22 protein-coding genes are annotated in these 23,015 nt (G+C 61.1%); 6 read left to right on the top strand and 16 right to left on the bottom strand.

Annotated elements, in window-relative coordinates; all coding sequences use genetic code 11:
- Positions 1 to 36: 36 nt before the first annotated feature.
- The 5 genes from AC1DXU_RS13465 to AC1DXU_RS13485 are packed head-to-tail and all read right to left on the bottom strand — an operon-like array spanning position 37 to position 3,200.
- Entirely contained in the window at positions 37 to 936 is a 900-nt protein-coding gene (locus AC1DXU_RS13465) for a fumarylacetoacetate hydrolase family protein (protein WP_477369148.1), read from the bottom strand.
- A gap of 16 nt (positions 937 to 952) precedes the next feature.
- Positions 953 to 1,348, bottom strand: coding sequence for a RidA family protein (locus tag AC1DXU_RS13470; protein WP_127262684.1), 396 nt, complete (start codon positions 1,346 to 1,348; stop codon positions 953 to 955).
- A 10-nt stretch (positions 1,349 to 1,358) separates the two neighbouring features.
- Complete coding sequence (locus AC1DXU_RS13475; RefSeq protein ID WP_477369150.1) at positions 1,359 to 2,414, bottom strand: Ldh family oxidoreductase; 1,056 nt, start codon at positions 2,412 to 2,414, stop codon at positions 1,359 to 1,361.
- Positions 2,411 to 2,833: a cupin domain-containing protein gene (locus AC1DXU_RS13480; protein WP_206532350.1), complete on the bottom strand. Its 423-nt coding sequence runs from the start codon at positions 2,831 to 2,833 to the stop codon at positions 2,411 to 2,413. The genes AC1DXU_RS13475 and AC1DXU_RS13480 overlap by 4 nt, the downstream gene beginning before the upstream one ends.
- Positions 2,834 to 2,870: 37 nt before the next feature.
- Positions 2,871 to 3,200 carry a cupin domain-containing protein gene (locus tag AC1DXU_RS13485; RefSeq protein WP_477369152.1) on the bottom strand — a complete coding sequence of 110 codons (330 nt, stop codon included), beginning with the start codon at positions 3,198 to 3,200 and terminating at the stop codon, positions 2,871 to 2,873.
- Positions 3,201 to 3,425: 225 nt separating this feature from the next.
- On the opposite strand from AC1DXU_RS13485, the gene AC1DXU_RS13490 reads away from it, so the two are divergent.
- The 4 genes from AC1DXU_RS13490 to AC1DXU_RS13505 all read left to right on the top strand — a co-directional run bounded on the left by AC1DXU_RS13490 (position 3,426) and on the right by AC1DXU_RS13505 (position 6,360).
- A complete protein-coding gene (locus AC1DXU_RS13490) occupies positions 3,426 to 4,322 on the top strand; it encodes an FAD binding domain-containing protein (RefSeq protein WP_477369154.1) in 897 nt (298 codons plus the stop codon).
- A gap of 10 nt (positions 4,323 to 4,332) precedes the next feature.
- Positions 4,333 to 4,815 carry a (2Fe-2S)-binding protein gene (locus AC1DXU_RS13495; protein ID WP_477369156.1) on the top strand — a complete coding sequence of 161 codons (483 nt, stop codon included), beginning with the start codon at positions 4,333 to 4,335 and terminating at the stop codon, positions 4,813 to 4,815.
- A 2-nt stretch (positions 4,816 to 4,817) separates the two neighbouring features.
- Complete coding sequence (locus AC1DXU_RS13500) at positions 4,818 to 5,351, top strand: CoxG family protein (protein ID WP_477369158.1); 534 nt, start codon at positions 4,818 to 4,820, stop codon at positions 5,349 to 5,351.
- 130 nt (positions 5,352 to 5,481) lie between these two features.
- A complete protein-coding gene (locus AC1DXU_RS13505) occupies positions 5,482 to 6,360 on the top strand; it encodes a LysR substrate-binding domain-containing protein (protein ID WP_477370341.1) in 879 nt (292 codons plus the stop codon).
- 631 nt (positions 6,361 to 6,991) lie between these two features.
- Here AC1DXU_RS13505 and AC1DXU_RS13510 read toward each other — a convergent pair.
- The 9 genes from AC1DXU_RS13510 to AC1DXU_RS13550 all read right to left on the bottom strand — a co-directional run bounded on the left by AC1DXU_RS13510 (position 6,992) and on the right by AC1DXU_RS13550 (position 18,198).
- Positions 6,992 to 7,591: a VOC family protein gene (locus tag AC1DXU_RS13510; protein WP_477369160.1), complete on the bottom strand. Its 600-nt coding sequence runs from the start codon at positions 7,589 to 7,591 to the stop codon at positions 6,992 to 6,994.
- 71 nt (positions 7,592 to 7,662) lie between these two features.
- Positions 7,663 to 8,493, bottom strand: a complete 831-nt coding sequence (locus tag AC1DXU_RS13515) for an ATP-binding cassette domain-containing protein (protein ID WP_477369162.1) — start codon at positions 8,491 to 8,493, stop codon at positions 7,663 to 7,665.
- Positions 8,486 to 9,376: an ABC transporter ATP-binding protein gene (locus tag AC1DXU_RS13520; RefSeq protein ID WP_477369164.1), complete on the bottom strand. Its 891-nt coding sequence runs from the start codon at positions 9,374 to 9,376 to the stop codon at positions 8,486 to 8,488. The genes AC1DXU_RS13515 and AC1DXU_RS13520 overlap by 8 nt, the downstream gene beginning before the upstream one ends.
- Positions 9,373 to 10,221: an ABC transporter permease gene (locus AC1DXU_RS13525; RefSeq protein ID WP_477369166.1), complete on the bottom strand. Its 849-nt coding sequence runs from the start codon at positions 10,219 to 10,221 to the stop codon at positions 9,373 to 9,375. Before AC1DXU_RS13525 ends, AC1DXU_RS13520 begins: the two co-directional genes overlap by 4 nt.
- On the bottom strand, positions 10,214 to 11,221 hold the full coding sequence (locus tag AC1DXU_RS13530) for an ABC transporter permease (protein WP_477369168.1): 1,008 nt from the start codon (positions 11,219 to 11,221) through the stop codon (positions 10,214 to 10,216). The genes AC1DXU_RS13525 and AC1DXU_RS13530 overlap by 8 nt, the downstream gene beginning before the upstream one ends.
- Before the next feature lie 129 nt (positions 11,222 to 11,350).
- Positions 11,351 to 12,883, bottom strand: a complete 1,533-nt coding sequence (locus AC1DXU_RS13535) for an ABC transporter substrate-binding protein (RefSeq protein ID WP_477369170.1) — start codon at positions 12,881 to 12,883, stop codon at positions 11,351 to 11,353.
- A gap of 198 nt (positions 12,884 to 13,081) precedes the next feature.
- Positions 13,082 to 14,653 (bottom strand): phytoene desaturase family protein, encoded by a 1,572-nt coding sequence (locus tag AC1DXU_RS13540; protein ID WP_477369172.1) that lies wholly within the window; start codon positions 14,651 to 14,653, stop codon positions 13,082 to 13,084.
- Positions 14,654 to 15,055: 402 nt separating this feature from the next.
- Positions 15,056 to 15,739, bottom strand: coding sequence for a GntR family transcriptional regulator (locus AC1DXU_RS13545; RefSeq protein WP_477369174.1), 684 nt, complete (start codon positions 15,737 to 15,739; stop codon positions 15,056 to 15,058).
- The gene (locus tag AC1DXU_RS13550) at positions 15,736 to 18,198 is read right to left on the bottom strand and encodes a xanthine dehydrogenase family protein molybdopterin-binding subunit (protein WP_477369176.1); all 2,463 of its coding nucleotides are present in this window, start codon (positions 18,196 to 18,198) and stop codon (positions 15,736 to 15,738) included. Before AC1DXU_RS13550 ends, AC1DXU_RS13545 begins: the two co-directional genes overlap by 4 nt.
- Positions 18,199 to 18,412: 214 nt before the next feature.
- On the opposite strand from AC1DXU_RS13550, the gene AC1DXU_RS13555 reads away from it, so the two are divergent.
- Positions 18,413 to 19,987 (top strand): FAD-dependent monooxygenase, encoded by a 1,575-nt coding sequence (locus AC1DXU_RS13555; RefSeq protein WP_477369178.1) that lies wholly within the window; start codon positions 18,413 to 18,415, stop codon positions 19,985 to 19,987.
- Positions 19,988 to 19,993: 6 nt separating this feature from the next.
- On the top strand, positions 19,994 to 20,944 hold the full coding sequence (locus AC1DXU_RS13560; protein WP_477369180.1) for an amidohydrolase family protein: 951 nt from the start codon (positions 19,994 to 19,996) through the stop codon (positions 20,942 to 20,944).
- 92 nt (positions 20,945 to 21,036) lie between these two features.
- Here AC1DXU_RS13560 and AC1DXU_RS13565 read toward each other — a convergent pair whose 3' ends face one another.
- Both AC1DXU_RS13565 and AC1DXU_RS13570 read right to left on the bottom strand, forming a co-directional pair.
- Positions 21,037 to 21,801 (bottom strand): GntR family transcriptional regulator, encoded by a 765-nt coding sequence (locus AC1DXU_RS13565; protein ID WP_477369182.1) that lies wholly within the window; start codon positions 21,799 to 21,801, stop codon positions 21,037 to 21,039.
- A gap of 242 nt (positions 21,802 to 22,043) precedes the next feature.
- Positions 22,044 to 22,988 (bottom strand): LysR family transcriptional regulator, encoded by a 945-nt coding sequence (locus AC1DXU_RS13570; RefSeq protein WP_477369184.1) that lies wholly within the window; start codon positions 22,986 to 22,988, stop codon positions 22,044 to 22,046.
- Between the last annotated feature and the right edge of the window lie 27 nt (positions 22,989 to 23,015).

Raw genomic sequence — 23,015 nt, forward strand, 5'->3', positions numbered from 1 at the left:
TGCCGCTCAACCTGCCGCCACTGCGAAAAGCGCGTATCAGGCGAGCGACACGTCACTTTGTCCGCGAAGGTCCAAGTGGACGAGTGTGTTGTCCAATGTTCCGATGCCGTCCGCCGATACTACAACGCGGTCCCCCTCGCCCATGAAGACCGGCGGCTCACGAGCATTTCCGATGCCGGCCGGCGTACCCGTGAGCAGCACATCGCCGGGATACAACGTCATGCCGAACGAGAGTTCGGCGATCAGTTCGTCTATAGGGAAAGCCATTTGCTTGGTCGACGCATGTTGAACGCGTTGGCCGTTGAGATGGCATTCGATCCAGAGGTCCTCGAAGCGAATTTCGTCCAGCGTGACGATGGTCGGCCCGAGCGGCATCGTGCCGTCAATGCTTTTGCCTTTAAACCACTGTCCGCCATGGCGGCGCTGCAAGTCACGCTGGCTGACGTCGTTGGCCAAGGTAATGCCGAAGATGTGGTCGAGCGCCTGTGCGCGTGGAATACTGCGCCCGCCCTTGCCTATGACAATAGCGATTTCGGCTTCATAATCCCATTTGGCGGAGATCCCTGGGTCATAGGCGATTGGGTCGCGGGGGCCGATGACTGTCGAAGGGCTCTTCGTGAAGAAGGTCGGCGCCTTGGGGCGGTCGACGTCCTGGCCTTCGCGTTTGCCCTTGCTTTCCTCGAAATGGTCCCAGTAGTTCCAGCCGCAGCACAACACGTCACGGCGGAAGCGCGTAATCGGCGCAGCGAAGGTAAAGTCATCAACGCGCGCGCGTGACGCATCGGCCAGCGCCGCCTTCGCGGCCGCCAGCCCTTGCGCGCCCATTTCAATGATGCCAACGACGTCCGGAGCGACATCCTCCAGAAGCACAGCCTTGCAGTGATCGATCAGTGCCGGCAGGACGCGATCATTGTGCCGAATGGAAGCAAACCGCATTGAGGATCAACTCCGATTAGTAAAGTACAGCGATGGCGCTGATCTCGATCAGATATTCGGGCTTCACCATCTTGCTGACCTCAACCATTGTCGACGCAGGGGCCTCGTTCGGAAAATATTCGCGGCGTACCTTATGGATAGCGTCAAAATGCTCGATGTTGCGGACATAGACGTCTACCCGGCAGATGTCCTCCAGCGTGCCGCCGGCCTCTTCCACGGCCGCCTTGACGTTATCGAGAACCTGGCGCGTCTGGATCGAAACGTCGCCGATGCCTGCGATTGTGCCGTCTGCCTTGCGAGCAGTCATGCCGGAGATGAACAGCAGCTTGCCCTTGGCTTCCGCGATGCTGGCCTGCGAAAAATGGCCGTTCGGAACTGCCAGCTTGCTGGATGTGATGGATTTCTTGGGCATGTCGGCCTCGCTAGGTTGGAATGGAAAACGGAAATGGCACGTTGGCTCGCTGAGCCGCCTGTTCAAGGTTGCGCAGCGTCGCCGGATCAACCGGACAGTCCTTTTCGGCAAGCTGCCGCGCATTGCTGGCGGGATCGCCCGGCGCCATGACAGGAGAAGCAGGGTCAACCGGGCGCGAGGTCCGGATGCGCTGCACCACCTCGCTGACCAGTCCCTCGAAAGACGCTTGCGACCGGAACGCATCGACCTGGATTGCAAGGAAGAAATGCGCGCAGTCATATGGTTGGCCTGGATCGCCATACAAAGGCTTGATCGCGGAGCCCACGCCGCCGGACGAAAGGCCGCCAGCAAGCAGATCAATCATCACCGCCAGCCCAAAGCCTTTCGGACCGGCTGCGGGCAGCAGCATTCCCTCGATGGCGGCGGCGGGATCGGTGGTGGGAACGCCGTTCTTGTCGGTTGCCCAATCCCCGGGAATGGCGCGGCCGGCAGCGGCGGCGATTCTGATTTTGCCCATCGCAGCAGCACTCAACGCCATATCGAGGACGACCGGCTCATCTGGAGCAGGGACCGCGATTGCCAGCGGGTTGTTACCCACGAGTGGCTCGGTGCCGCCAACACCCGGCATTAGCGGACGCGTGTTGGAAAGGACGATGCCGATGCAGCCTGCCCGAGCAAGTTCGCTCGCCCAATGCCCGGCCGTGCCGAAGTGGAAGCCGCGCCTGACCGCGACCGCACCGAGGCCATGCCCGCGGGCGCCTTCCAGCGCCAGAGCGATAGCCGTTCGCGAGGTCAACTGCCCCAGCCCGTTTTCCGCATCGACGACGGCAACGCCGCCTTTGCGTGAGACCACCTGGCCTTGTGACCTGGCATCGACCGAGCCCCCCTCTAGCCGCGACAGATACATCGGCACGAGCATGACGCCATGGGACGGCACACCCTCCTGATCCGCCAACACAAGGCATTGCGATACGTAGCGGGCATCGTCGGGCCGCACGCCCTTCGTGGCGAACAGCGACGCTGCGAACGCGACGAGATCGGCGACAGGCACCCGGTGCTTGGTCATCGTGCGTCCTGCTCGTCCGTGTACCAGTCCGGCATCTTCGGATAATGAGGGCCGTCATAGATCTCCACGACGACCGTCTCTTCATGAGCGAGCGTCGGGCCGTGCACATTGCCCTTGGGGTTGAGGTAGAAGGAGCCCGCCCTCAGCGTCACGCCGGTCGACGTGTATTCGTAATGCCCAGACAGGCAGAACATCATCTGGTTCGAAGCGTGCATGTGCGGCGAAGGAATGCTGGCGCCTTTGGCGAATTTGATGAGGGCAACCGAGGCGCCGGTTGCTTCATCGCGCCAGAGCATCTTTTCAAAAACGCCGGGCAACGATTTCGCCCGCCATTCCATCTCGTTGGTGTTCACAAGCAGTTCTTCGAGTGAAGGCATGCCGTTTGGCATGCCTGGAATGGTTGCGTCAGAACTCGCCATTTGCTGTTTCCGTTTTTCGTTTGTTTTGCGGGATCACCTAGACGGCGGCCTTCGGCTGATCGAGGAGTTCGACCAGGACATTTCGATAGTGGAAGGTGCTCGTATTGCGCAGTTGGTGCGGCTCGCCCGGCTGCCGGTAAAGCGCCTGGCCCGGCTGCTCATGTGTGTTCACGACGCGGCCGCTGACGAACTCCATCACGTTCTCGCCTGCCGTGATCGGGATGACGAGGTAGGTGTGGTGATGTTCGTGCCAGCGCTGAAGTTGGCCCGGAGCCAGCTCCAGGCTCCATACCCGGACCTGGCTGTTTTCAAAAATGATCTCATCCCCGATCGGGCCGAGATCGAGGCCATCCGGCGCTAGCGTCATTACAAAAGTCCCAGCGTTGTCATAAGTTGGCCACGGCATCGTCGTGTCCTGGATTGGATATACGACAGGCCAGACCGGGCATTCGATGCCGGCGTCCGGACAATTTGTTGCGCAATTCGCATTCATTCGCATTGCGGCCGGCGCAACCAACAAGACACGTGGCTGCATTGATACCCGGGCTGTTCGATGGCTAAATCGCCGCCAAACAGGTGACAGAGGTCGCGCATGTATCCAAGCCGTTTCGACTACATCAAAGTGGCAAGCTTCTCGGAAGCCTCCGCTGCGCTGATAGACGGAGGGTCCGACGCCAAGTTGATGGCCGGTGGCCAGACTCTGATTCCGATGATGAAGCTCCGGCTTCTCGCGCCGAAACTCCTTATCGATCTCACCGGTATCCAAGGCGCAGACGAGGTGACGCTCGGCGACGACCTGATCGAGATCGGCGCGCTCACGCGGCATGGGGTGGCCGGCAAGTCAGAGGCGGCCAAGACCTTTCCCATCATTCAGGACTGCGCACTGGGCATCGCGGACGTCCAGGTCCGCAACATGGGCACAATCGGCGGGAGCATCGCCGAGGCGGATCCCTGCGCCTGCTGGCCGGCCCTGCTGACGACCCTCGATGCCGTCGCACTCTGCGAGGGCTCCGAGGGCACCCGCGTGCAGCCGATCCGCACTCTGCTGGCGGACGCCTATACGCCCGCGCTCGCCATGGGCGAGATCATCACGCGTATCGCTATTCCGCGTGAATCGCTCGACGGGTTCGGAACCTTCGTTGCCTTCAAGCGCTCGGCGCCGGCCTATCCGACCGCCAGCTGCGCCCTCCAGGTCAATATGGATGGTGACATTGTCCGTTCGCTGAGAATCGGATTCGGCTGCATGGGTCTCACCGCCCTGCCGTTCGACGCGGCCAACGAATTCGCCATCGGCAAGGTGTTCGACGAGGCACTTGCGAAGCGGATCGGCGACGCGGCATCACAATTCGTTGAGCCGCTTTCCGACAACAAGGGTTCGGGAGCCTATAAGCGCAATCTGGCACGCGGTCTCGTCATTCGCGCATTCGACGTCATCGCACGCCGGCGAGCCGGCATCGAGGTCAGGGATACCCACCACTACTATGGATAGTCCGCACGCCATGAACGCGCACAAGAAGACAATCCGGCTCACCGTCAATGGCAAGGCCATCGAAGCGCAAGTCGAGCCCCGGATGCTGTTGGTCGAATTCCTCCGGCATTCCCTTGAACTGACCGGCACCCATATTGGCTGCGACACCAGCTATTGCGGCGCTTGCACGGTTCTCCTGGACGGGCGTGCGGCCAAATCTTGCACGTTGTTGGCTGTCCAGGCCGACGGCAAGACGGTTCGCACGGTGGAGGGACTGGCCGCCAAGGACGGCACGCTCAGCATCCTCCAGAAGTGCTTTTCCGAAAATCACGCGCTGCAATGCGGCTTTTGTACGCCCGGCTTCCTGATCTCAGCCACCTCGCTGCTTGCCGAGAATCCCAGCCCTGATGAAGCGGCCGTTCGCAAGGGTCTCGCCGGCAACACGTGCCGTTGCACGGGCTACACGCCAATAGTCGATGCAGTACTTGCTGCATCCCAGATGGGAAAGAACTAATAATGAACGTCAATCTCGATGGGCAATTCGAGGCCGCAGCCGAGCCCGAAGCAGTCTATGATTTCATAATCGACCCGGACAAGTTCGCGCCGATCCTTCCCTACTTCAAGGGGCTCACCAAGACGTCCGAAACCGAATTCACAGTGACCCTGGAAGTCGGTGTGCCACAAATCCGCGGAAAATCAGATGTCCACACCAAGCGTGTTAGCGCCGAGCGCCCGAAATTCGTCAAGTATCAATTGAGTGGCCGTCATGCATTGGGCGTGATGGACGCCAAGATGACATTTGAGATCGAGCCGCTCGAAGTCGGCAGCCGCGTCAATTGGGGGGTCGAAGCGATCGTTAGCGGCAAACTCGCGTCGTTGGCGCAGGGCATCCTCATCCCCTTGGCGAATCGGCAAATCAAATCGCTTGCGCAGGCTGCCCAAAACGCACTCGGCGGATCTCCGGGAGGCGCGGTCGCTGTCCAGCCTGGCTTGGTTGCGAGGGGCGCGGCGTCATTCAAGGATTTCTTCGGCGGCAAAACTGCTAAGTAACAAGGGCACGCCAGCTGAATTGCAGCGTTAGGAGAAAACACTGAAGCCGACGAAGAGCACAGGCGCAAAGTCCGATATCTCCCTTGAGAGCAAGACATCGCGGGAGTTCAAGGATGAACGCATCGATTATCTGTATCGAGCCTACAGGCTCGGCACGATGCGCGCGGCCAGCGAATCGTTGGACATTGCCCCTTCCTCAATCAGTCGGCACATAGCCAGCCTGGAGGAAGAGCTCGGGATCGAACTTATCGAGCGAGGGCGTCACGTCGTGCGCCTCACGGCGGCCGGGGCGCGTGTTCTGGAATACTACCGCGATCGAGCTTCACAGCGAGAGACCCTGCTCACGGAACTTGACGACCTGAAGGGCCTGCGCAGCGGCCATCTCGACGTGGCGATCGGGACTGGATTGTTGCGGACGATCTTCGCCGAGGCGCTGGCAAGTTTTTCAAAACGTTATTCTCAGATTTCGATTTCGGTTCGCAGCCTGTCTTCGCGGGAAATCATCCCGCTGGTGGCTGAGGATGAATGTTATTTCGGTGTCGTCATGGGGCCGACCGGCGACCCGAGGGTGCGGGTCATTAGCTCTTTCTCACAGCCTACCTGCCTGATCTGCCGGCCTGAACACGCGCTCGCGGGGCGCCCCAGCATTTCGTTGGATGAGCTCACCGGCCACAGGATTATCCTTCCCGACATCGGGTTCGGCGTTCGTCAACAACTGGCCGAAATTCAGGAACAGACGGGGCGCCGGATACCCGTTATGATGACAAGCAATTCGATCCAGACGATCCTCGACTGCGTGGTTGCCAATCTCGGCGCTACTGTCCTGTCGGTAACGTCGGTGCCGGAGCATCTGACCAAAGGCGACCTCGTCGCCGTACCCATCGATGACCCCCTGCTGCAGGCGAGCCGTGTGCAGATCATCAAACGAAGCGGTCGCCGTCTGCCGGCGAGCGCGCTCGCCCTGATCGATACGCTCGAACACCTGCTACGCAACGCGTCCGCCCCCTGACATGCGATCCACATTCTTCTCCCAGGGCTGCCCAGCTCGCTGATGCAGTCTTGGATACGCACCGTCACGGCCTGCCCTGGCGAGTTGAGGCCGCAGGCGCGGAACGCCTGGCTTTCCTTGATCGGTAACGGATTTCATCACCTTCGTGGAAGAAGGCGGCGTGCGTCGGCCCAGCCACAGCCCACCGCCAACCCCGCTGATCACTTCGGTCGATGCAGCCCGACAAGCCGAGTTCATTGCCTGCGCATTTCGTCGAAGGCGGCGCGTTCGGAGTAGCCGTCGACGGTCATGTCCCATGATGACCTGCTTGGATCGAAAGTGCGCCTCCCTCCAGCGCCGCCGGCGGTGTCACCCCAAGGTTCAATTTGGTGCCGCTTCTGCCCTATGATTAGCGAAGTCTTCTTCAGAGCTCATCGAGCATCTTCCCAGATAGGTGGCTTTCCAGGCAGGCCGAGCTTGATACGCTGGAGCTCAGCATAGCTCTCGGCAGCGGCCTGAGTTTTGAAAGGATGCCTAGTTACTTTTCCATTTTCTACGACTTGGATAATCCATTGGCTGTCGACATTCTTCAATCGCACGTCATTCGGTTCTCCGGCAACCATGTCCGTCAGCCGTCACCCGCAAGACTGGCTCATTCAGCAGGGTTCTTCGGGCTCCATAGCACGGTCTCCGCACCCTTCTCGTAAGCCATGCCCTTTGGATAGCTGATCGCTTCCAATTGCAGTCCCCAAGGCGCCTGGAAATAGATAATGGTCTGCCCTGCCGCGGGGCCGTCCTTGACCGGCAGCGGCCCGAGACGCGTCGCTACGCCCTTAGCCTGTAGATAGGCTTTCACTGCCGCGACATCGTCGACATAGAAAGCGATGTGGAAGCCGCCTATGTCGCTGTTCTTGGCATGAAGGTCCTTCTGGTCGGGGGCCGTGTATTTGAACAGCTCGATGTTGGATCCGTAGCCGCAGCGCAGTTGCGTGATCTGTGCGATAACCGCTTTCGGGTCAACGCCGGCCAGATCCTGCATGAAAGTGCCCTTATCATCGGAAAACGGGCCGAACGACATCGCCTTCTTGCAGCCGACCACCTCTGTGAAGAAGTCGACGGCCTGCTTCATGTCGGGAACCGTGATGCCAGTGTGATCGTGTCCCCGCATGCCGGGCATTGAATCCGCCGAAGCCGCTGCCATCGAGCCAGTCAGGCCGATGGCAAATATCGTGCTGGCGATTGCGATTTTCATGTCACCCTCCGTTATCAGGCTCGATTGTCATGGCGCACGTCCGAAGCCCGCTGTTCGGCGTGCGGTCGGATTCATGCCTGGGCTTCCGCCGGCGGCCGCAGCCAGTCCGGGTCAATCTCGGGCAGCGGAATGGCGGCAAGCAGGTCGCGCGTGTAGGCCTGCTGCGGCTTGTCGAACAAGGCGTCCGTCGCGCTGGCCTCGACGATCACGCCCTCGCGCATGACGATCACTTGCTTGCACAGCCGCCGGATCACCGACAGATCATGGCTGATGAAGGCGACGGTCAGACCCATCTCGGCCGCGAGCTTTTCCAAGAGCGTCAGGATCTGCGCTTGGGTCGAGACGTCGAGGCCGGAGACGATCTCGTCGGCCAGCACGAATTTCGGCGACAGCGCCAGGGCGCGGGCAATGCCGACGCGCTGGCGCTGACCGCCCGACAGTTCGTGGCGATAGCGGCTGGCAAAGCTTTGCGGCAAGCCGACCCTGTGCAGCGCTTCGGCGACGCGCTCCTTGAGCCTGTCGCCAAGCCCGTTCTGCTTGAGCGGGGCGGCGATGATGCTGGCAATGGTGCGGCGCGGGTTGAGCGACGACATCGGATCCTGGAAGATCATTTGCAGATTGCGGCGCAACGGCCGCAGTTCCGCTTCCGGCAGATGCGTGATATCACGGCCATCGAAAGTGACGCTGCCGGCGCTCGGCTCCAGCAACCGCACCAAAGCGCGGCCAAGTGTGGACTTGCCGGAGCCGGATTCACCGACGATGCCGGTCACCGAGCCCCTCGGCAGGTCGAAATCCAGCCCCTTCAGGATCTCCGCCAACGGCGCCCGGCCAAACAGTGGTTTGCGCGTCATGTCGGGCAGCGCAACCTTCAGCCCACGTACGGAAAACAGCGGCTCAGCCATGCGGGCGCCTCCAGGCCTGGTCTGCAGCACTGATCTCGGCAGCAAGCCCGGCCAGTACCGCCTCGTCCACGGGCTTCAGCGAAGCGTAAGGATCGGTGTAGCGCGGCGTGGCGGCCATCAGCGCTCGCGTGTATGGATGCTGCGGTGCTGCGAACAGGGCGGTAGTGTCGGCCTCCTCCACCACCTTGCCGGCGTAGAGCACCGACACCTTCTGGCTGATCTTGGCCACGACGCCGAGATCGTGGGTAACAAACAGGATCGCCGTGCCGTGCTCGCGCTGCAACTCGGCGATCAGCCGCAGAATCTGTTTCTGCACGGTGACGTCGAGCGCCGTCGTCGGCTCGTCGGCGACGATCAGCCGGGGCTCGGCGGCGAAAGCGGCGGCGATCAGCACGCGCTGCCGCATGCCGCCGGAGAGCTCGTGCGGATAGCTTTTCAGCACACGGTCCGGGTCGCGAATCTGTACCTCGTCGAGCAATTGGCGAATGCGGGTATCGGCCTTTTGCCCGTTCCAGCCCAGAATGCGCACCAGCCGGTCGGTCATCTGCGGGCCGATGCGCCGCGACGGATTGAGCGCCGTCAGCGGATCCTGTGGGATCAATGCGGTGCGTGCGCCGATCAGCGTGCGTCGCGCCTTGGGCTGTAGCCGGCCGAGGTCCTCGCCCTCGAGCAGCATGTCGCCTTCGACGATGCGCACGCTCGGCGGCAGCACGCCAAGCACCCCCTTGCCGATCATCGTCTTGCCGGCGCCGCTCTCTCCGACCAGCGCGCGGACCTCGCCGGGCTGGACGGAGAGAGAGACCGAGCGTAACACGCGCTGCCCGTTCGGCAGCACGGCGCTCAAGTCTCGGATATCGAGGCAGGGTTTGACGGCTAAACTCATCGCAACACCGGATCGAAACGTGCCTTCAGGGCTTCGCCGAACTGGCTGAATGACAGCACGGTCAGAATCAGCGTGATCAGCGGAAATACCAGCACCCACCAGGCCTGATGGATCGACAGCCGGCCCTCGGCGATGATGCTGCCCCAGGTCGGATCGTCGGTCGAGATCGACAGATTGACGAAGGACAGGATGGCTTCGACGATGACGGCGATGCCCATTTCCAGCGACAGCAGCGCCACGATCGACGGCACCACATTGGGCAGCACTTCGCGCAGCATGATACCGATGCGGCCGTAGCCGGCGATGCGGGCATTCTCGACATAGTCCATGCGCGACTGGCCCATGGTCTCGGCGCGGATCACCCGGCAGAAACGCGTCCAGTCGATGATGGCGATGGCGAGGATGACGGAGCTCAGGCCGGTGCCGAGCACGGCGACCAGCAGGATGGCGAACAGCACCGGCGGAAACGCCATCCAGACATCGACGATGCGCGAGATGATGCGGTCGGCCCAGCCGCCGAAATAACCGGCGACCAACCCGAGCGTCGAGCCGACCAGGCATGCGGCGATGGCAGCCGCGAAAGCGACGATGAAAGCGATGCGGCCGCCAAAGATCAGCCGGGAAAGCAGATCGCGGCCGAGGCTGTCGGTGCCCAGCCAATAGCCGGGCTCAGTGCCGCTCATCCAGAATGGCGGCAGACGCTGGAGCATCAGATCCTGCGCCAGCGGGTCCTGCGGCGCGACCAGCGGTGCGAAGATCGCGGCCAGCAGCGCCAGCAGCAGCCAGCAGCCGGCCAGCCACAGCTTCGCGCCCGAGCCGTGTCTTGAGATGCGGCTATCATCCATGGCGCAGCCTCGGATTGAGCATCGCATACATCATGTCAACGGCAAGGTTGATCAGCACGAACAGCAGCGCGAAGATCAGCACGATGCCCTGGATCAGCGGCAGGTCGCGGTTGATGACGGCATCGATCGCCATGTTGCCGAGGCCCTCATAAGAAAACAACCTTTCGACGATGACCGTGCCGCCGATGAGGAAGGTGAACTGCACGCCAACCAGCGTCAGCGTCGGCAGCGCGGCGTTCTTCAGCGCCTCGCGCAGGATGACCTGCGTTTCCGAAAATCCCTTCACCCGGGCGAGCGTCACGTAGTCGAGCGTGATCACCTCCTTGAGCGACATCTTCAGCAGCCGCGAAATGACTGCCGCCAGCGGCAGCGCCAGCGCCAGTGCCGGCAGGACCATGTGGCCCATCAGATCCCGCGTCACGTCGAAGCGCAGCCGCACGATGCTCTCGAGCAGATAGAACTGCGTCGAAAACTGCAGATTGAGATCCGGCGAGACCCGACCGGATATGTAGAAGATCGGGGCCAGAACGCCGAACAGCAGGATCAGCACCAGTCCCCACAAGAAATCGGGTATGGACATCACCGCGCCGTTGGCAACATCGATCGCCCCCTCCGCAGCGGTGCCCTGCTCGCGCGTGCCAAGAACAGCGAGAGGCACGCCGATCAGCAGCGCGATCAGTAGTGCAAACGTCGACAGTTCAAGCGTCGCCGGGAGCCTGGAGAGCACCAGCGTCATGACATCCTGGCGCAAGGAGATCGATGTGCCGAAGTTGCCGTGCAAAACGCCGGACAGCCAGATGAAGAACTGTTGCACAATGGTCTTATCGAGCCCGTAGAGCGCGCGCAGCCGGGCAATGTCGGCATCGGTCGCACCGGGCGGAAGCATCATCGAGATCGGGTCGCCGGGCGCGACGCGGATAATGACGAAGACCACGACGGCGACGCCCAAAAGTGTGGCTGCGATCGTTAGCAGCCGAAGAACCAGTCGGTTCAGGATCATGTTGGACAGTCCAGAGAGGTAATAGGGATATGGCTGCTTCAGAAGCGCCATGCATAGCCGAGCAGGTTGCCCCCCCATCAGGGAGGGGCTTCAAGCCAGCCGACACGCAAAGCTCATGACACCGGCGGCCTAAGTCGCCGGCGTCATGAGCGCCGGGAGGAGCGCGCCGGAAACATGCGGTACGACATTCACCTTTTTCGAATGCAGGATCGGCTGGGCGTATTGAACAAGCGGCAGCACATAGGCCTGTTCGGCGATGTATTTGTCGACCGCTTTCCAGCCGGCGATGCGTTTGGCCTCGTCCATCTCACCCCAGAGCGGCCCGATCTTCGCATCGAGATCTGCCGTTTTCCATGACGAGCCCGGGCTCGGACCGAACATGGCAAAGCCAGTCGAGCTAGACGGATCGCCCATCGAATTACCCCAGTTGTAGAAGGCGGCTGGCGCCAGCTTGTGCGCCTCGCGCAGTTCGAAATGCTTGGCGACTTCGTAGACTTCAATCGTCGCCTCGATGCCGACGTTGCGCCACATGCCGACGATCGCCTGGATCATCTCATAGTCTTTCGGCTTGAAGCCCTTGGTCGTCTGAATGGCGAATTTTGCCGGCTTTTCAGGGGAATAGCCTGAAGAGGCGAGCAGCTCCTTCGCCTTTTGCGGGTTGTGCTCTACCTTGATGGACGGATCGAAGCCCACGTATTCCGGCGTCTGTAGTGTATCAATCGGCCGTCCGTAGCCGCGCAGCAGCCGGTCCACCAACAGCTTTTTGTCGATCGCCATAACGGCGGCCTTGCGTACATTGGCGTCCAGCATCACGTCCATGTCGTGGAAGAAAACCATCCCGATGTCGGAGACATTTGTACACGAGCCGGCAAGATTGCCGGCGGCCATCAGCCGGTCATACTCCTCATAGGGAACTTCGAGGGTCACCTGAGACGATCCGGATTCGATCTCAGCTACCCGGCTTGCCGTGTCGGTCACGAACCGAATTGTGACATCCTGGAAAGCCGGCTTGCCGCCCCAGTAATTAGGGTTTGCCTTCAGCCGCATGAAAGCGTTGCGTTCGAACTTGTCGACCATATAGGGTCCGGTTCCGATCGGCTTTGCCTCGAAGCCTTCCGGTCCTACCTTCTGATAGTAAGCCTTCGGCAGCACATAGCCGGTGAGGAACGACATCCATTTGAAGTAGGTTGGGTCAAACGTCACCACGTCGCCAGTGACCTTGTTGCCGTCGGTCTTGAAGTTGGTGGCCGTCTTCCAGATCGACTGAATCGGGTTGCCCGTCTCGGGCTTACCCGCGCGGTCGAGCGACCACGCAAGGTCTTCGGCGGTAAACGGCGACCCGTCGTGCCACGTCACTCCATCGCGGATGGTCATCATGACCTTCTTGCGGTCATCGCTCCAGCCCCATTGCGTGATCAGCCCCTTGTCAAGCGACAGGTCGGGCTTCTGCAGGATGATCTGGTCGAACACAGACTGATAGAGGCCCTGGATGGTCGGGTTGACAGAAGACGGACCTGCTGTCGGATCCCAGGAGGGAAGGTTCACGTTATAGGCGATCTTGAGGTCGCTTGACTGGGCTCGAACAATGTTCGGCATACCCAGCGTTGCCGCACCGAGCGCGCCCGCGCCGTAGCCGAGCACTTTTCGTCTGCTGATTAGCATCTTGGTTCCCCTGTCGCTGTTGCGTACCGAAGCAGCCTTCCGATATCGCGCCCTGTCTGATGAGACCTTGGCCAAAGCCATGCCACACGCTGCTTTTTCGGCAATCTTAGTTGTTCCAAGGGGTCGGACAATGCGGCTGGAAAACTTGGTCTTTGCGTTGAATGCAACAACCATTGGCCTCGTTGGGAGTGCTTCCGCTCACTTTCCGGCGAGGTTCTGGGCCAGCAGAAACCCGGATCCGGCGCCGACGCCTGCACCCGGCCAGACGGACGCGCCGACCAGATGAAGATTGCGGACGGGGGTGCTGCCGTTGGCGCGGCCCACCGCCGGACGAAAAAGGAAGTTCTGCGCCAGATGATGGCTGCCGCCCAGTCCGTCGCCTCCAACCAGGTTGACGTTCATTGCCTGCAGGTCGAGCGGCGAAAAAACCGCGCGCGCCACTATGCTTTCCCTGAACCCAGGTGCATGCTTTTCAATGATGGCAACGACGCGGTCCGCGTAGGCCTCCTTGGCCAGACGCCAGTCGCGTGAATCGATGGCGCCGGCCTCGTCGCCTTCGATGATCTTCGGAAGCATGCGCACCTGGATCCAAAGGATGTGACTGCCTTCGGGAGCTCGGCCGGGGTCGATCGCGGTCGTCTGACCGACCACGAGCACCGGCTCCGCAGGCATGATGCCGGCGACCGCCTGCTGGTAGACTCGCGCCATTTGGTCAAGCGAGGGTGCGATGTGCACGTAGGCAAAACGGCGAAGCTCCTCGCTGGCGCGCCAATTCGGGAGGTCCTTCGTCGCGAGATGGACCATCAGGGTGCCTGGCGCATGTCTGAACTTACCCATGGCCTGGTCGAAGCCGGCATCGCCCGAACTGCCGCCGAGCAATCCAAGCAGCGCGGAAGGCGTGACGCCGGCGATCACGACTTTGGAGGCCGTCACCTGCTCGCCAGACGCAAGCACAACGCCGGTCGCACGGTTGCCGCTGACGCTGATCGTCGCGACATCGGCATTGGTACGGATGACGCCTCCCGCCGAGATGATCAGCGTTTCCATCGCTTTGATCATGGTGTCGGCGCCGCCTTTGCCCAGCACCAATCCAAAAGCCTGGCTGGCCATGGATTCCAGATAAGGGAAAATCGCTCCGCCCGGAATGTCTGGAGCAAAATCCAGATGCATGCCCCAGGCGGCCATGGTTGCCCGCACTTCCGGGCTTTCGAAGGTTTGATCCAGCCACTCGCGAGAGGACGAGAGCAGGAAGCGCAACATCTCGAACGAACCTCGCCCCCCTTTGGCGCGCCAAATTGCCCACGCCGTTGCCATCAGCCCCCGGACCGTCATTGGCGATCCAAGCAGACGCAGGAGCGGCCCAGAGTCTTTCGGGAACCGCTCGGCGAGCCGGCGCCATTGTTCGGCATCGCGGCGCGAGAGATTTGCGAGCCGTGACAGATTGCGGTTTAGGTCGGCGCTGACGCCGAACCATTTGTCGTTCGGGAAGACACTGGCGAAACAATCCGATGCCGGCGCGAAGGCAAGACCTGCCGCAACGAGCTTCTCCTGATAGGCGCGGTAGAAGGCAGAACCGGCGAAAAGATTCAGGTTCATCGCGCCGAGATCGTGCCGATAGCCCGGAAGGGTGAGTTCCTCGGTGCGCACCGCGCCGCCGCAGACCGCGTTGCGCTCGAACACCCCAACCTTCCAGCCGCGTTGCGCGAGATGCGCGGCACAGGCCAACGCGTTGTGGCCGCCGCCTATGAGGATTGCGTCAAAACTTGTCATTCCTGTCCTCCTTACGGCAAACTCACATTGCCCATACCGCGATCACGGCCAACTTTGGCTCGATCCCGAGTTTCACGCGTTGATCGAAACACCTGCCGCAAAGGCGTCCATCGACGCAAAAATCTTTGGAAGGTCATGTTGAGGACAGCCGAGATGCGCAGTCGCCAGGCACACGCGAATGTGGTGCCAGCGGTCCAGTCGGTGATCACAACGACAAGGCCCGCAGAAACGCATACGGCCATCGGCAGATTCCGGCGACCTTCACTGCTCTTCCCTCGATATCGGACCGTCCGGTATTAGCCGGTGATTCCGGTCGGTGGCATCACGAACTCCGAGGCGCGACTGATGCGCGAGCCGGCGCTGCCCCAAAGTTCATCGCCACCTTGTCCGTTTGCGCCACGATCATTCTCCACCGTTTTCGAGGAGATATGCGTTTACCGTGTCTTCGGTGCGCCTATTGTGGGCATGAAGAAGATCCAGCGTTTTCGTGAGGTCTCGGTCCAAGGCTGCCTTCATGATGGCTTCATGCTCCATCATGCCGTCGCGGATCGTTCCCTCGAGGGTTACCGAAAGCGCGATGTAGCGTTCGATATGGTCGAACACGGAAGCCGTAAGCTGCAGCAACGTTGGCGATTCGCATCCGGAAACGAGCGCGCTGTGGAATGACCGGTGTGCCGCGCTCCACTCACCTTCCATTGTCGTATCGGAGGACTTACGCAGACTGGCGAGGCGGTGAAACGCGCCCACCAGCTTGACCTCCCATTCGATCGAGCCGTGTTTGAGCGCCCAAGTTACTGCGGTCACGTCGAGCGCCGTGCGGACGCGCGCGACATCGTCAAAATGGCCCTTTGAAAGGGACGCCACGCGAAATCCCCGGTTGGCTTCGAACACCACCAAACCGTCGGCAACGAGTTGCATAAGGGCTTCCCGAAGCGGGCTCGCTCCGAAGCCAAAGCGTGCCTTTAGTTCATCGAGCACCAGCCGCGACCCGGGCTTCAACACACAGCGCAAGATGTTGCCGCGCAGCAGATTGACCAGTTGGTCCGAGCCAGGATCGTCCCTAGACGCCATCGGTACCGACTTCATTGTAGCTGGTTTTCGTGCTGTTCAACCGCGCGGTCCGAGGATGCGCTGCCGACGGCAGCCGTATGCTTGCGCACAACAGCGCTCCCAATGTGGGACGCGATGAGGTCGTAAAGTTCGCTCGGCGAATAATGCGAGCGCTGGACGATAATTCCGTTGCCCGCAAGGGCATCCTGAAGGGCGGACGACAGCGCATGCAGCGCACAGCCGCCCCCCTCACCCATGCCCTTGGCGCCGTTGTACGTGAAGGGCGAAGGCGACTCCATGTTGCCCAGCTTGACCCGCGGCATGTTCATGATGGTGATAGGCGTGTAATCGCTGAAAGTGGCCGTAAGCAGATTGCCGTTTTCGTCGTAGCGCAAGCTTTCCATCAGCGCCGCGCCAATGCCGTGGGCGATGGCGCCATTGACCTGCCCCCTCACGATCGTATGGTTTATCACTCGTCCGCAATCGTCCATCGCCGCATAGTCCAGGATGCGCACGGCCGACGTCAATTCATCGATCTCGACGACCACGACATGCAGTTGCGCGGCATAGGTCAGCGTCAGGTTGCCGTATTTTCGATCCAGGTCCGGAATCTCGAAGGGCGGACGGTAGACGTGCTTGCAGGCGAGCGTGAGGTGCCCCGCCTCCTTCGGCAGCGTACCGCCTTCCAGGTAGAGGCGCGCCCACAATTGCCTAAAGGTGAGCGCGGTCGACCCGTCTTCGGTCATCACCACCGGCTGGCCGTCGACGGTCCCGACCTTGAGTCCGGCGGCATCATTGCCCGTTACGATCGAAGCCAGCTCGACCAATTCGGCCCTCAGCTTGTCCACCGCGCCATGAACAGCCGACAGCGAGCTGACCACGAACTGGCTCGCATAGGTGCCCGAAAAAGGCGTGTGAACGTCGCGCTGCGTGTCAAATCCGCTTTCGACATGAACGAATTCGAGCGGGATGCCCAGTTCGGCAGCGACCACCTGGGCCGCCACCGTTTCGTGGCTCTGGCCTTGCGGCACCGACCCCATCGCCACGTTCACCATACCCCCGCCGTCAATACGGACCCCCGCTCCTTCCGAATTGCCGGAGAAGGGAGAATAGGGCGTGATGATCTTGGACTGGCCGAAATTGTTGGTGCCGGAATCGAGCGTCGTCCCGATGCCGATGCCGATCAGCTTACCCTCGGCGCGCATCGTCTTCTGCTTCGCATGCCACTCGTCCCATCCGACAAGCGCCTTGGCGGAATCCAGCATTTTCGCATAGTCGCCGCTGTCGTAGACACAGCCGTTGGGCGTCGTCCAAGGCATTTCAGGAACGTAATTGCGCCGACGAATCTCGTCGGCAGGGATGCCCAGCTGATGACCGCAGATGTCCACCACGCGCTCAAGGAACCAGATGTGCTGCATACGCGAGTAACCGCGATTGGAGCCGGTGGGACACTTGTTGGTGGACACCTGGCTGAAGTCGATACGAAGGTTCTGGAGTCGATAATTGCCTGGCGCGACCTGGGACCAGATCACGCCGCCCAACGGCTCGTAGCGCGGATAGGCACCACCGTCGTCTATATGCTTCGAGTCGATAGCAAGGATGACGCCGTTTTCGTCGAGCGCAACGCGTGTGTTCAGAAAAGTACGGTCGCTGCCATGTGAGCTGCTGACGAGATGCTCGCTGCGTGTCTCCGCCCACTTCACCGACCGACCGCCAACCTTGCGCGAGGCGATCGCCGCCAGGGTCATGTAAGTGAAGATGCCCTGGCGGACACCGAAAGCCCCGCCGATATCGCGTGTCCTGATGCGGATCTTCTCCGGAGGCAGCCCGAGGACAGGCGCAATGTATTGCTGTGTGATACCGGGCTGCATCAGACCGGTCAGAAAATCGACTCCGTCATCCCGATCCCATCGCGCGATAACGCCGCAGCATTCGAGCGGCGTGCTCGAGAAACGATGGAAATAGAGCTTGTCAATCTCGACGACGTGGGCCGCTGAAGCGAACGCTCCATCGACGTCACCCCAGTCGAATTTCCCGCCCCAGACCAGATTCGTACCGGACTCCTTATGTATCACCACATTGTCAGTGATCGCATCTTCCACATCGATGACGACTGGCAGCGGCTCGTATTCGATATGCACCAACTCGCCTGCATCGACCCCGATTTCGGGTGAGCGCGCGACGATGCAAACCACGGGCTCGCCTTGGAATTTCACCGTTTCGACAGCAATGCCATAGTCGATGATCGGCCCAAGCGGACCTTGCGAGAATTCCTGATACGGAACCGTCAGCGCCTTGACGTCTTCACCCGTGAAGGCGGTAACGACACCTTCCATTGCTAGTGCAGCCGAAAGGTCAATCGAAATAATATTCGCGTGCGCGTAAGGTGATCTTACAAAAACAAGGTGCAGATGACTTACCGAATGGTCATCGTCAACGAAGCGTCCTGTGCCCCTGACCAGCCGTGCATCTTCGCGCCGCTCAAAACTATTCATCAACTACACCATTGCCTTGCGAATTCGGACCATGCCGAAGCCATTTGGGGGATCGAGGCCAAGGTCGACGATATGAGCGTGTCATAGCAAATTATGCACGTCAACCACGATCTGTGGTGTTATCTCCAATTTTGCAAATCATCGATGATTTTTCATATTGACGTTAAAATGAGGAAGTGGTCCTGTGCGCGAAAGTGCGAGCTGGAGTATCGGCATGACCGAGTCAGAATTACCTGTCATCGTTGTCGGGGGCGGGCCGGTCGGGCTGCTGACGGCGCTTGGGCTGCGCCATTACGGCGTTCCCGTGCGCGTGTTCGAAGCTAGCGCAGGTCCCTCGACCATGACGAAGGCTGGAACGATCCTGCCTCGGACACTCGAAATCATGCGGCGCTATGGGGCCGTGAACAATATCGTCGGCGCAGCCATCCGCGTCGAGGAGATAGGCGAGCTCAAGCGCAGCACCGGCGAGTTGACCTTGTCCCTGCGAACGGGACTAGTCGATGCCGAAACCCGCTTTCCATTCTTCGCAAACCTGCCACAGCACCAGTTGGAACCGCTGCTGACTAAGACGCTGACCGAGCGGGCGAGCCCGCAGGTTATCTCATACGACCACAAGCTGATCGAGTATCGGCAGGATGCTGACGGCGTGGTTGCGACCTTCCAAACCGAGGCGGGTTTGGTTGAGGTCAGAGGCGCTTATCTCCTGGCCTGCGACGGAGGGCGCAGCACGGCACGGGCACAAATGGGCGTAGAGGTAGAAGGGTCGTCCCTCGATCTGCGATATACGCTCATCGACCTCGACCTCGACCTCGATGTCGCCAATCCACGAGACTACCCCTATCTCACCTATTTCTCCGATCCGAAGGAGTGGATGATCCTTGTGCGCCAGCCACATGGTTGGCGCTTCATCTTTCCGGCGGCACAGGACGCGCCCCAGCCAACGCCCGAAGACCTGAAGGCCCGCGTCGTCCAGTTCATCGGCAATGTCGACAGAGCGGTCATTCTGGAAAGCGCGAATTACCGTGTGCATCATCGGGTCGCGACGAGCTGGCGTGACGGTCGAGTCTTCCTGATGGGTGATGCCGCCCACCTGCTGACGCCGATGTGGGCACTCGGCCTGAACACTGGCGCCACCGACGCGCACAACCTGCCTTGGCGCCTCGCCTGGGTCCACAAGGGTCTTGCGTCCGAGTCGCTGCTCGACGGCTACGAGCAGGAGCAGAAGACTATCGCCGTCAAGGGCGCCGGCGAAATGGCGGAAGCCGCGCGGCATCTTATGGATGCCAGGGGCGATGCCACTGAAGTGATGTCCGGCTCGGACTGGGCCAATGTATATACGCGTTCAATGCTCGGCATGCGTCTCGACGTCAACGGCACCGGATCATGGTCGATGGCCTGCACCGAGCTTGCCCCCGCATGCGTCGGCGAGCGGCTCCCCGACTTCCGCCTGCAGGGTCCGGACGGCCAACCGATGCGGGCTCATGATCTGATCGATGGGAACTTCCTCGCGCTCCATTTCTGCGATGCCCGCCGCCGGCTGGACATGCCCGCCGATGACGGTGAGCGCCTTCGCCATTTCGCGGTTTCGCGTTGGGACATCCCGGCGTCGGATCCTCTGCGCGCCCGCATGGTGCTTGATATTGGCGACGCATTCCGCACGCGGCTGGGGGTTGGAGACGGGACCGTAGTGCTGATCCGACCGGACGACCATATCGTCCTGATCTGCAGCGAGGGAACCTTTCGCGACGAAGCTGCGAAGGCCATGCCCCGCCCGCTACAGAAGGACTAGGACAGCATGGCTATCGTACTGGACACGCATACCCATCTCGTACCGGTGCAATCGCGCCATCTCTCGGGCGTGCGAGGCATCGAATGGGATGCGGCGACCGAAAAGCTTCTGGTCGACGGCAAGACGATCGGCATGAAGCAGCTTTTCCGGCCCTCGGCGCTCATCGACTGGATGGACCGGTTCTCCATCGGCCACGCCTGGGTCTCGCCGCCGCCGCCGTTGTTCAGGCCCCATCTCGACGCTGGAGTGGCCGGCGAATGGGCGCGCGCTCTGACGGCAGGCCTTGACGAGATCGTCGAACCCATGCGGGACCGGCTGTCATCGGTCTGCTTCCTGCCGATCGAGCAACCGCGCGAGGCCGAGCGCATCGCAGCCGAGAGGTTGGCGGCTGGCAACAAGCTCTTCACCGCTTCGACCGGCGGGCCGGACGTCTTCCTCTCTCATGCCGACTATGACGGCTTGTGGGGCGTTCTGTCCGGTGGTGGCGCGCTGCTCTTCCTGCATCCAGGCGAAAGCCGCGACCAGCGGCTGGAACCCTTCTACCTCACAAATCTGCTCGGTAATCCTCAGGAAACCGGCATCGCGGTTGCCCACCTGATCTTTGCCGACGTGCTCGTCCGTTTTTCCGGCATGACTGTGCTTCTCTCGCACGGCGGCGGCACGGTGCCCGCGCTTGCGGGACGATGGGAACAAGGCTTCCGCACCGACCGGCCTGGCGTCAATACGAGCATCGCCCCGCCGAGTGCTCAGTTGAAGCGCTTCCATGCCGATTGCGCTACCCACTCCAACGCCACGCTGGCAGCAGCCAGAGACGCGTTTGGGGGCGGCAACATTGTCTTCGGTTCAGACTGGCCCTTTCCGATGGGCCTGCTCGAACCGGACACGCAACTTGCTGGCAGCGATCCCGCCGATATCTTCGGCGCGAACACCCAGAGATTGCTCGACGCTTTTCGCTAGCGCAAGCGAGACCTCCCACGGCCACCCCGAGCCATGTCAAAGTCATGCTTTGCCGAAAGATGCCTGCACCAGACACAGCGGGCTAGAGACTACTACGTGAGATCCAGCGTAGTGGACCGACCCCTGCCGGCGCTTTTGACCGTCGGCTTACCGCGGGCGCCCTTGCGGGCCGCGCCTTCTTCTGATCCGAACAGCTGGGTCACAAGCTTGTCGAGCGTGCGCATGTGATGCTGGCGCAGCAACACGACCGCTTCCTCGGTCTGCCGGTCGAGCGCGGCCTGCACCAAACCCTCATGCTCGGAGATGTCGTCGCGCGGCTGGTCGGTGATACCAACCGAAATGGCAATATAGCGCTCGACCTGGTCGAACAGTCCTGAATGAAACGATTTTAGAAGTTCCGAGCCGCAGGCCGAGATCAGTGCGGAATGGAAGGCCCGGTGCGCAGTGCGCCAGTCGTCGGACGAACTTGCCGAAGGGACCGCCGTCTTCGAGAAGCGCTTGAGCCGATGCAAGGCGCCAACGAGTGAGGACTCCCACACCACGCCGCCCTGGTCGATTGACCATCCTAAACAGAGGACCTCGATCTCGGTTCGAACGTGCATCACGTCCATCAGATGATCCTTGGAGATAGGCACGACTCGGAAACCCTTGTTGGGCTCCAGGAGGACGAGCCCTTCAGACTCCAGACGCATCAGAGCCTCCCGCAGCGGACTGGCCCCCACGCCGTAGCGAAGACGCAATTCATCCAGACGCAATCGAGCGTTGGGCTCAAACTGGGAGGTGACGATATCCTTGCGCAGGCTCTCGTAGGCCTGGAATGCAAGGGAGACATCACTCGATCCTGCTTTTGGCGGCATCCTGCGGCTCTCCATGAACGCAATCGAATGGCACTCACCTGCGATCGCTTAGGCCGCTTTAGCATCACAGTTGGCCAAAACGCGAGCAGGCAGCGGCGGCGTCCGATCTTACCCATGATTGCACCATCTGCCGACGAAAGCAGCCTCGAAGACAGCCTCACTTCTGCCCAAAGGCAGCGTCGCGTGGAGCAACATCCTGTGCGATTCGCCTGCCTGGTATTTGTGACTGTACGGCTCGCAGCCTAGGCGGTGGGCCGTGCCGGTCGGCTGCCGCTCTTCATCTGCCGTTCCAGCAGATCCAGCAATACGACGGCGGCCGATGATAGGCGGCGGCCGACGCGTGTGACGATGTTCACTCGTCCAGTGTTCAATTCCGGATTCGATATCGGCAGCGCAAGCAGTCGGCCCGCCTCCACATAGTCGGAAACGCAGCCAAGCGGCATGATGGTTGCGACCGTGCCCGCCGAGGTCACATCTGCTATGAACTGGACGGATGATGCGGTGATCCGCGTATCCAGAAACAAGCCATAATTAGCCTCGAATTCGGACAGCACATCGCGAATGCGGAACCCGCCTTCAGGCAGGATCAGAGGCTGATTGACGAGATCGCGAATGTCGACTTCGGACGCCGACGCCAGCGAATGATGCGGCGCGACAATAAGATAGTTTGGCTCGGGGAAACTCGACCGCGACCAGACGCGCGGATCGGTCGGTGCATCCATGACCACGCCGAAATGCGCCATGTCGTCGCGGACCATCGATATGACGGCGCGCGAGGGGGCCGAGACGACATCAATGCGAACGCCGGGCAGCCTTGCCGTGTACTCAGCCACCGCCCGCGCGATAACGACACGCATCAGCCCGGTGCCTACGGCAATCCTCAAATAACCGGTGCGCAGTCCCTTGAGGTCGTCCAGATCTGTGACCAAGGCTTCCTGCTGGGCGAGGCGGTCGCGGTAATATTCGATCAGGCGCTCGCCGGCTGGGGTCAGGAGCACGCGATGCCTGTTCTTCTCGATCAGTTCGATGCCGATTTCCTTCTCCAGCGCGGTGATCTGCCGGCTGATGGAGGACGGTGCCATATCGAGGAAATCGCTTGCCGCCCGCATCGTGCCCAAGCGCACGGATTCGTAGAGATATCTCAGCCTTTCGGCCGGAAAGTCGCGGTAGGTGCCCGATGGCGTCATCTAGGTTCCGTTCGCACGGCCGCACAT

This window comes from Mesorhizobium sp. P3_A10, from assembly GCF_056403175.1.

Coding starts and splice junctions, on each gene's coding strand:
- AC1DXU_RS13500 (WP_477369158.1), top strand. CDS start 4,818: ATGAACGTCAATCTCGATGGGCAATTCGAGGCCGCAGCCGAGCCCGAA.
- AC1DXU_RS13540 (WP_477369172.1), bottom strand. CDS start 14,653: ATGACAAGTTTTGACGCAATCCTCATAGGCGGCGGCCACAACGCGTTG.
- AC1DXU_RS13535 (WP_477369170.1), bottom strand. CDS start 12,883: ATGCTAATCAGCAGACGAAAAGTGCTCGGCTACGGCGCGGGCGCGCTC.
- AC1DXU_RS13485 (WP_477369152.1), bottom strand. CDS start 3,200: ATGACGCTAGCGCCGGATGGCCTCGATCTCGGCCCGATCGGGGATGAG.
- AC1DXU_RS13565 (WP_477369182.1), bottom strand. CDS start 21,801: ATGCCGCCAAAAGCAGGATCGAGTGATGTCTCCCTTGCATTCCAGGCC.
- AC1DXU_RS13525 (WP_477369166.1), bottom strand. CDS start 10,221: ATGGATGATAGCCGCATCTCAAGACACGGCTCGGGCGCGAAGCTGTGG.
- AC1DXU_RS13495 (WP_477369156.1), top strand. CDS start 4,333: ATGAACGCGCACAAGAAGACAATCCGGCTCACCGTCAATGGCAAGGCC.
- AC1DXU_RS13545 (WP_477369174.1), bottom strand. CDS start 15,739: ATGAAGTCGGTACCGATGGCGTCTAGGGACGATCCTGGCTCGGACCAA.
- AC1DXU_RS13475 (WP_477369150.1), bottom strand. CDS start 2,414: ATGACCAAGCACCGGGTGCCTGTCGCCGATCTCGTCGCGTTCGCAGCG.
- AC1DXU_RS13465 (WP_477369148.1), bottom strand. CDS start 936: ATGCGGTTTGCTTCCATTCGGCACAATGATCGCGTCCTGCCGGCACTG.
- AC1DXU_RS13570 (WP_477369184.1), bottom strand. CDS start 22,988: ATGACGCCATCGGGCACCTACCGCGACTTTCCGGCCGAAAGGCTGAGA.
- AC1DXU_RS13510 (WP_477369160.1), bottom strand. CDS start 7,591: ATGAAAATCGCAATCGCCAGCACGATATTTGCCATCGGCCTGACTGGC.
- AC1DXU_RS13515 (WP_477369162.1), bottom strand. CDS start 8,493: ATGGCTGAGCCGCTGTTTTCCGTACGTGGGCTGAAGGTTGCGCTGCCC.
- AC1DXU_RS13520 (WP_477369164.1), bottom strand. CDS start 9,376: ATGAGTTTAGCCGTCAAACCCTGCCTCGATATCCGAGACTTGAGCGCC.
- AC1DXU_RS13490 (WP_477369154.1), top strand. CDS start 3,426: ATGTATCCAAGCCGTTTCGACTACATCAAAGTGGCAAGCTTCTCGGAA.
- AC1DXU_RS13555 (WP_477369178.1), top strand. CDS start 18,413: ATGACCGAGTCAGAATTACCTGTCATCGTTGTCGGGGGCGGGCCGGTC.
- AC1DXU_RS13560 (WP_477369180.1), top strand. CDS start 19,994: ATGGCTATCGTACTGGACACGCATACCCATCTCGTACCGGTGCAATCG.
- AC1DXU_RS13480 (WP_206532350.1), bottom strand. CDS start 2,833: ATGGCGAGTTCTGACGCAACCATTCCAGGCATGCCAAACGGCATGCCT.
- AC1DXU_RS13470 (WP_127262684.1), bottom strand. CDS start 1,348: ATGCCCAAGAAATCCATCACATCCAGCAAGCTGGCAGTTCCGAACGGC.
- AC1DXU_RS13550 (WP_477369176.1), bottom strand. CDS start 18,198: ATGAATAGTTTTGAGCGGCGCGAAGATGCACGGCTGGTCAGGGGCACA.
- AC1DXU_RS13530 (WP_477369168.1), bottom strand. CDS start 11,221: ATGATCCTGAACCGACTGGTTCTTCGGCTGCTAACGATCGCAGCCACA.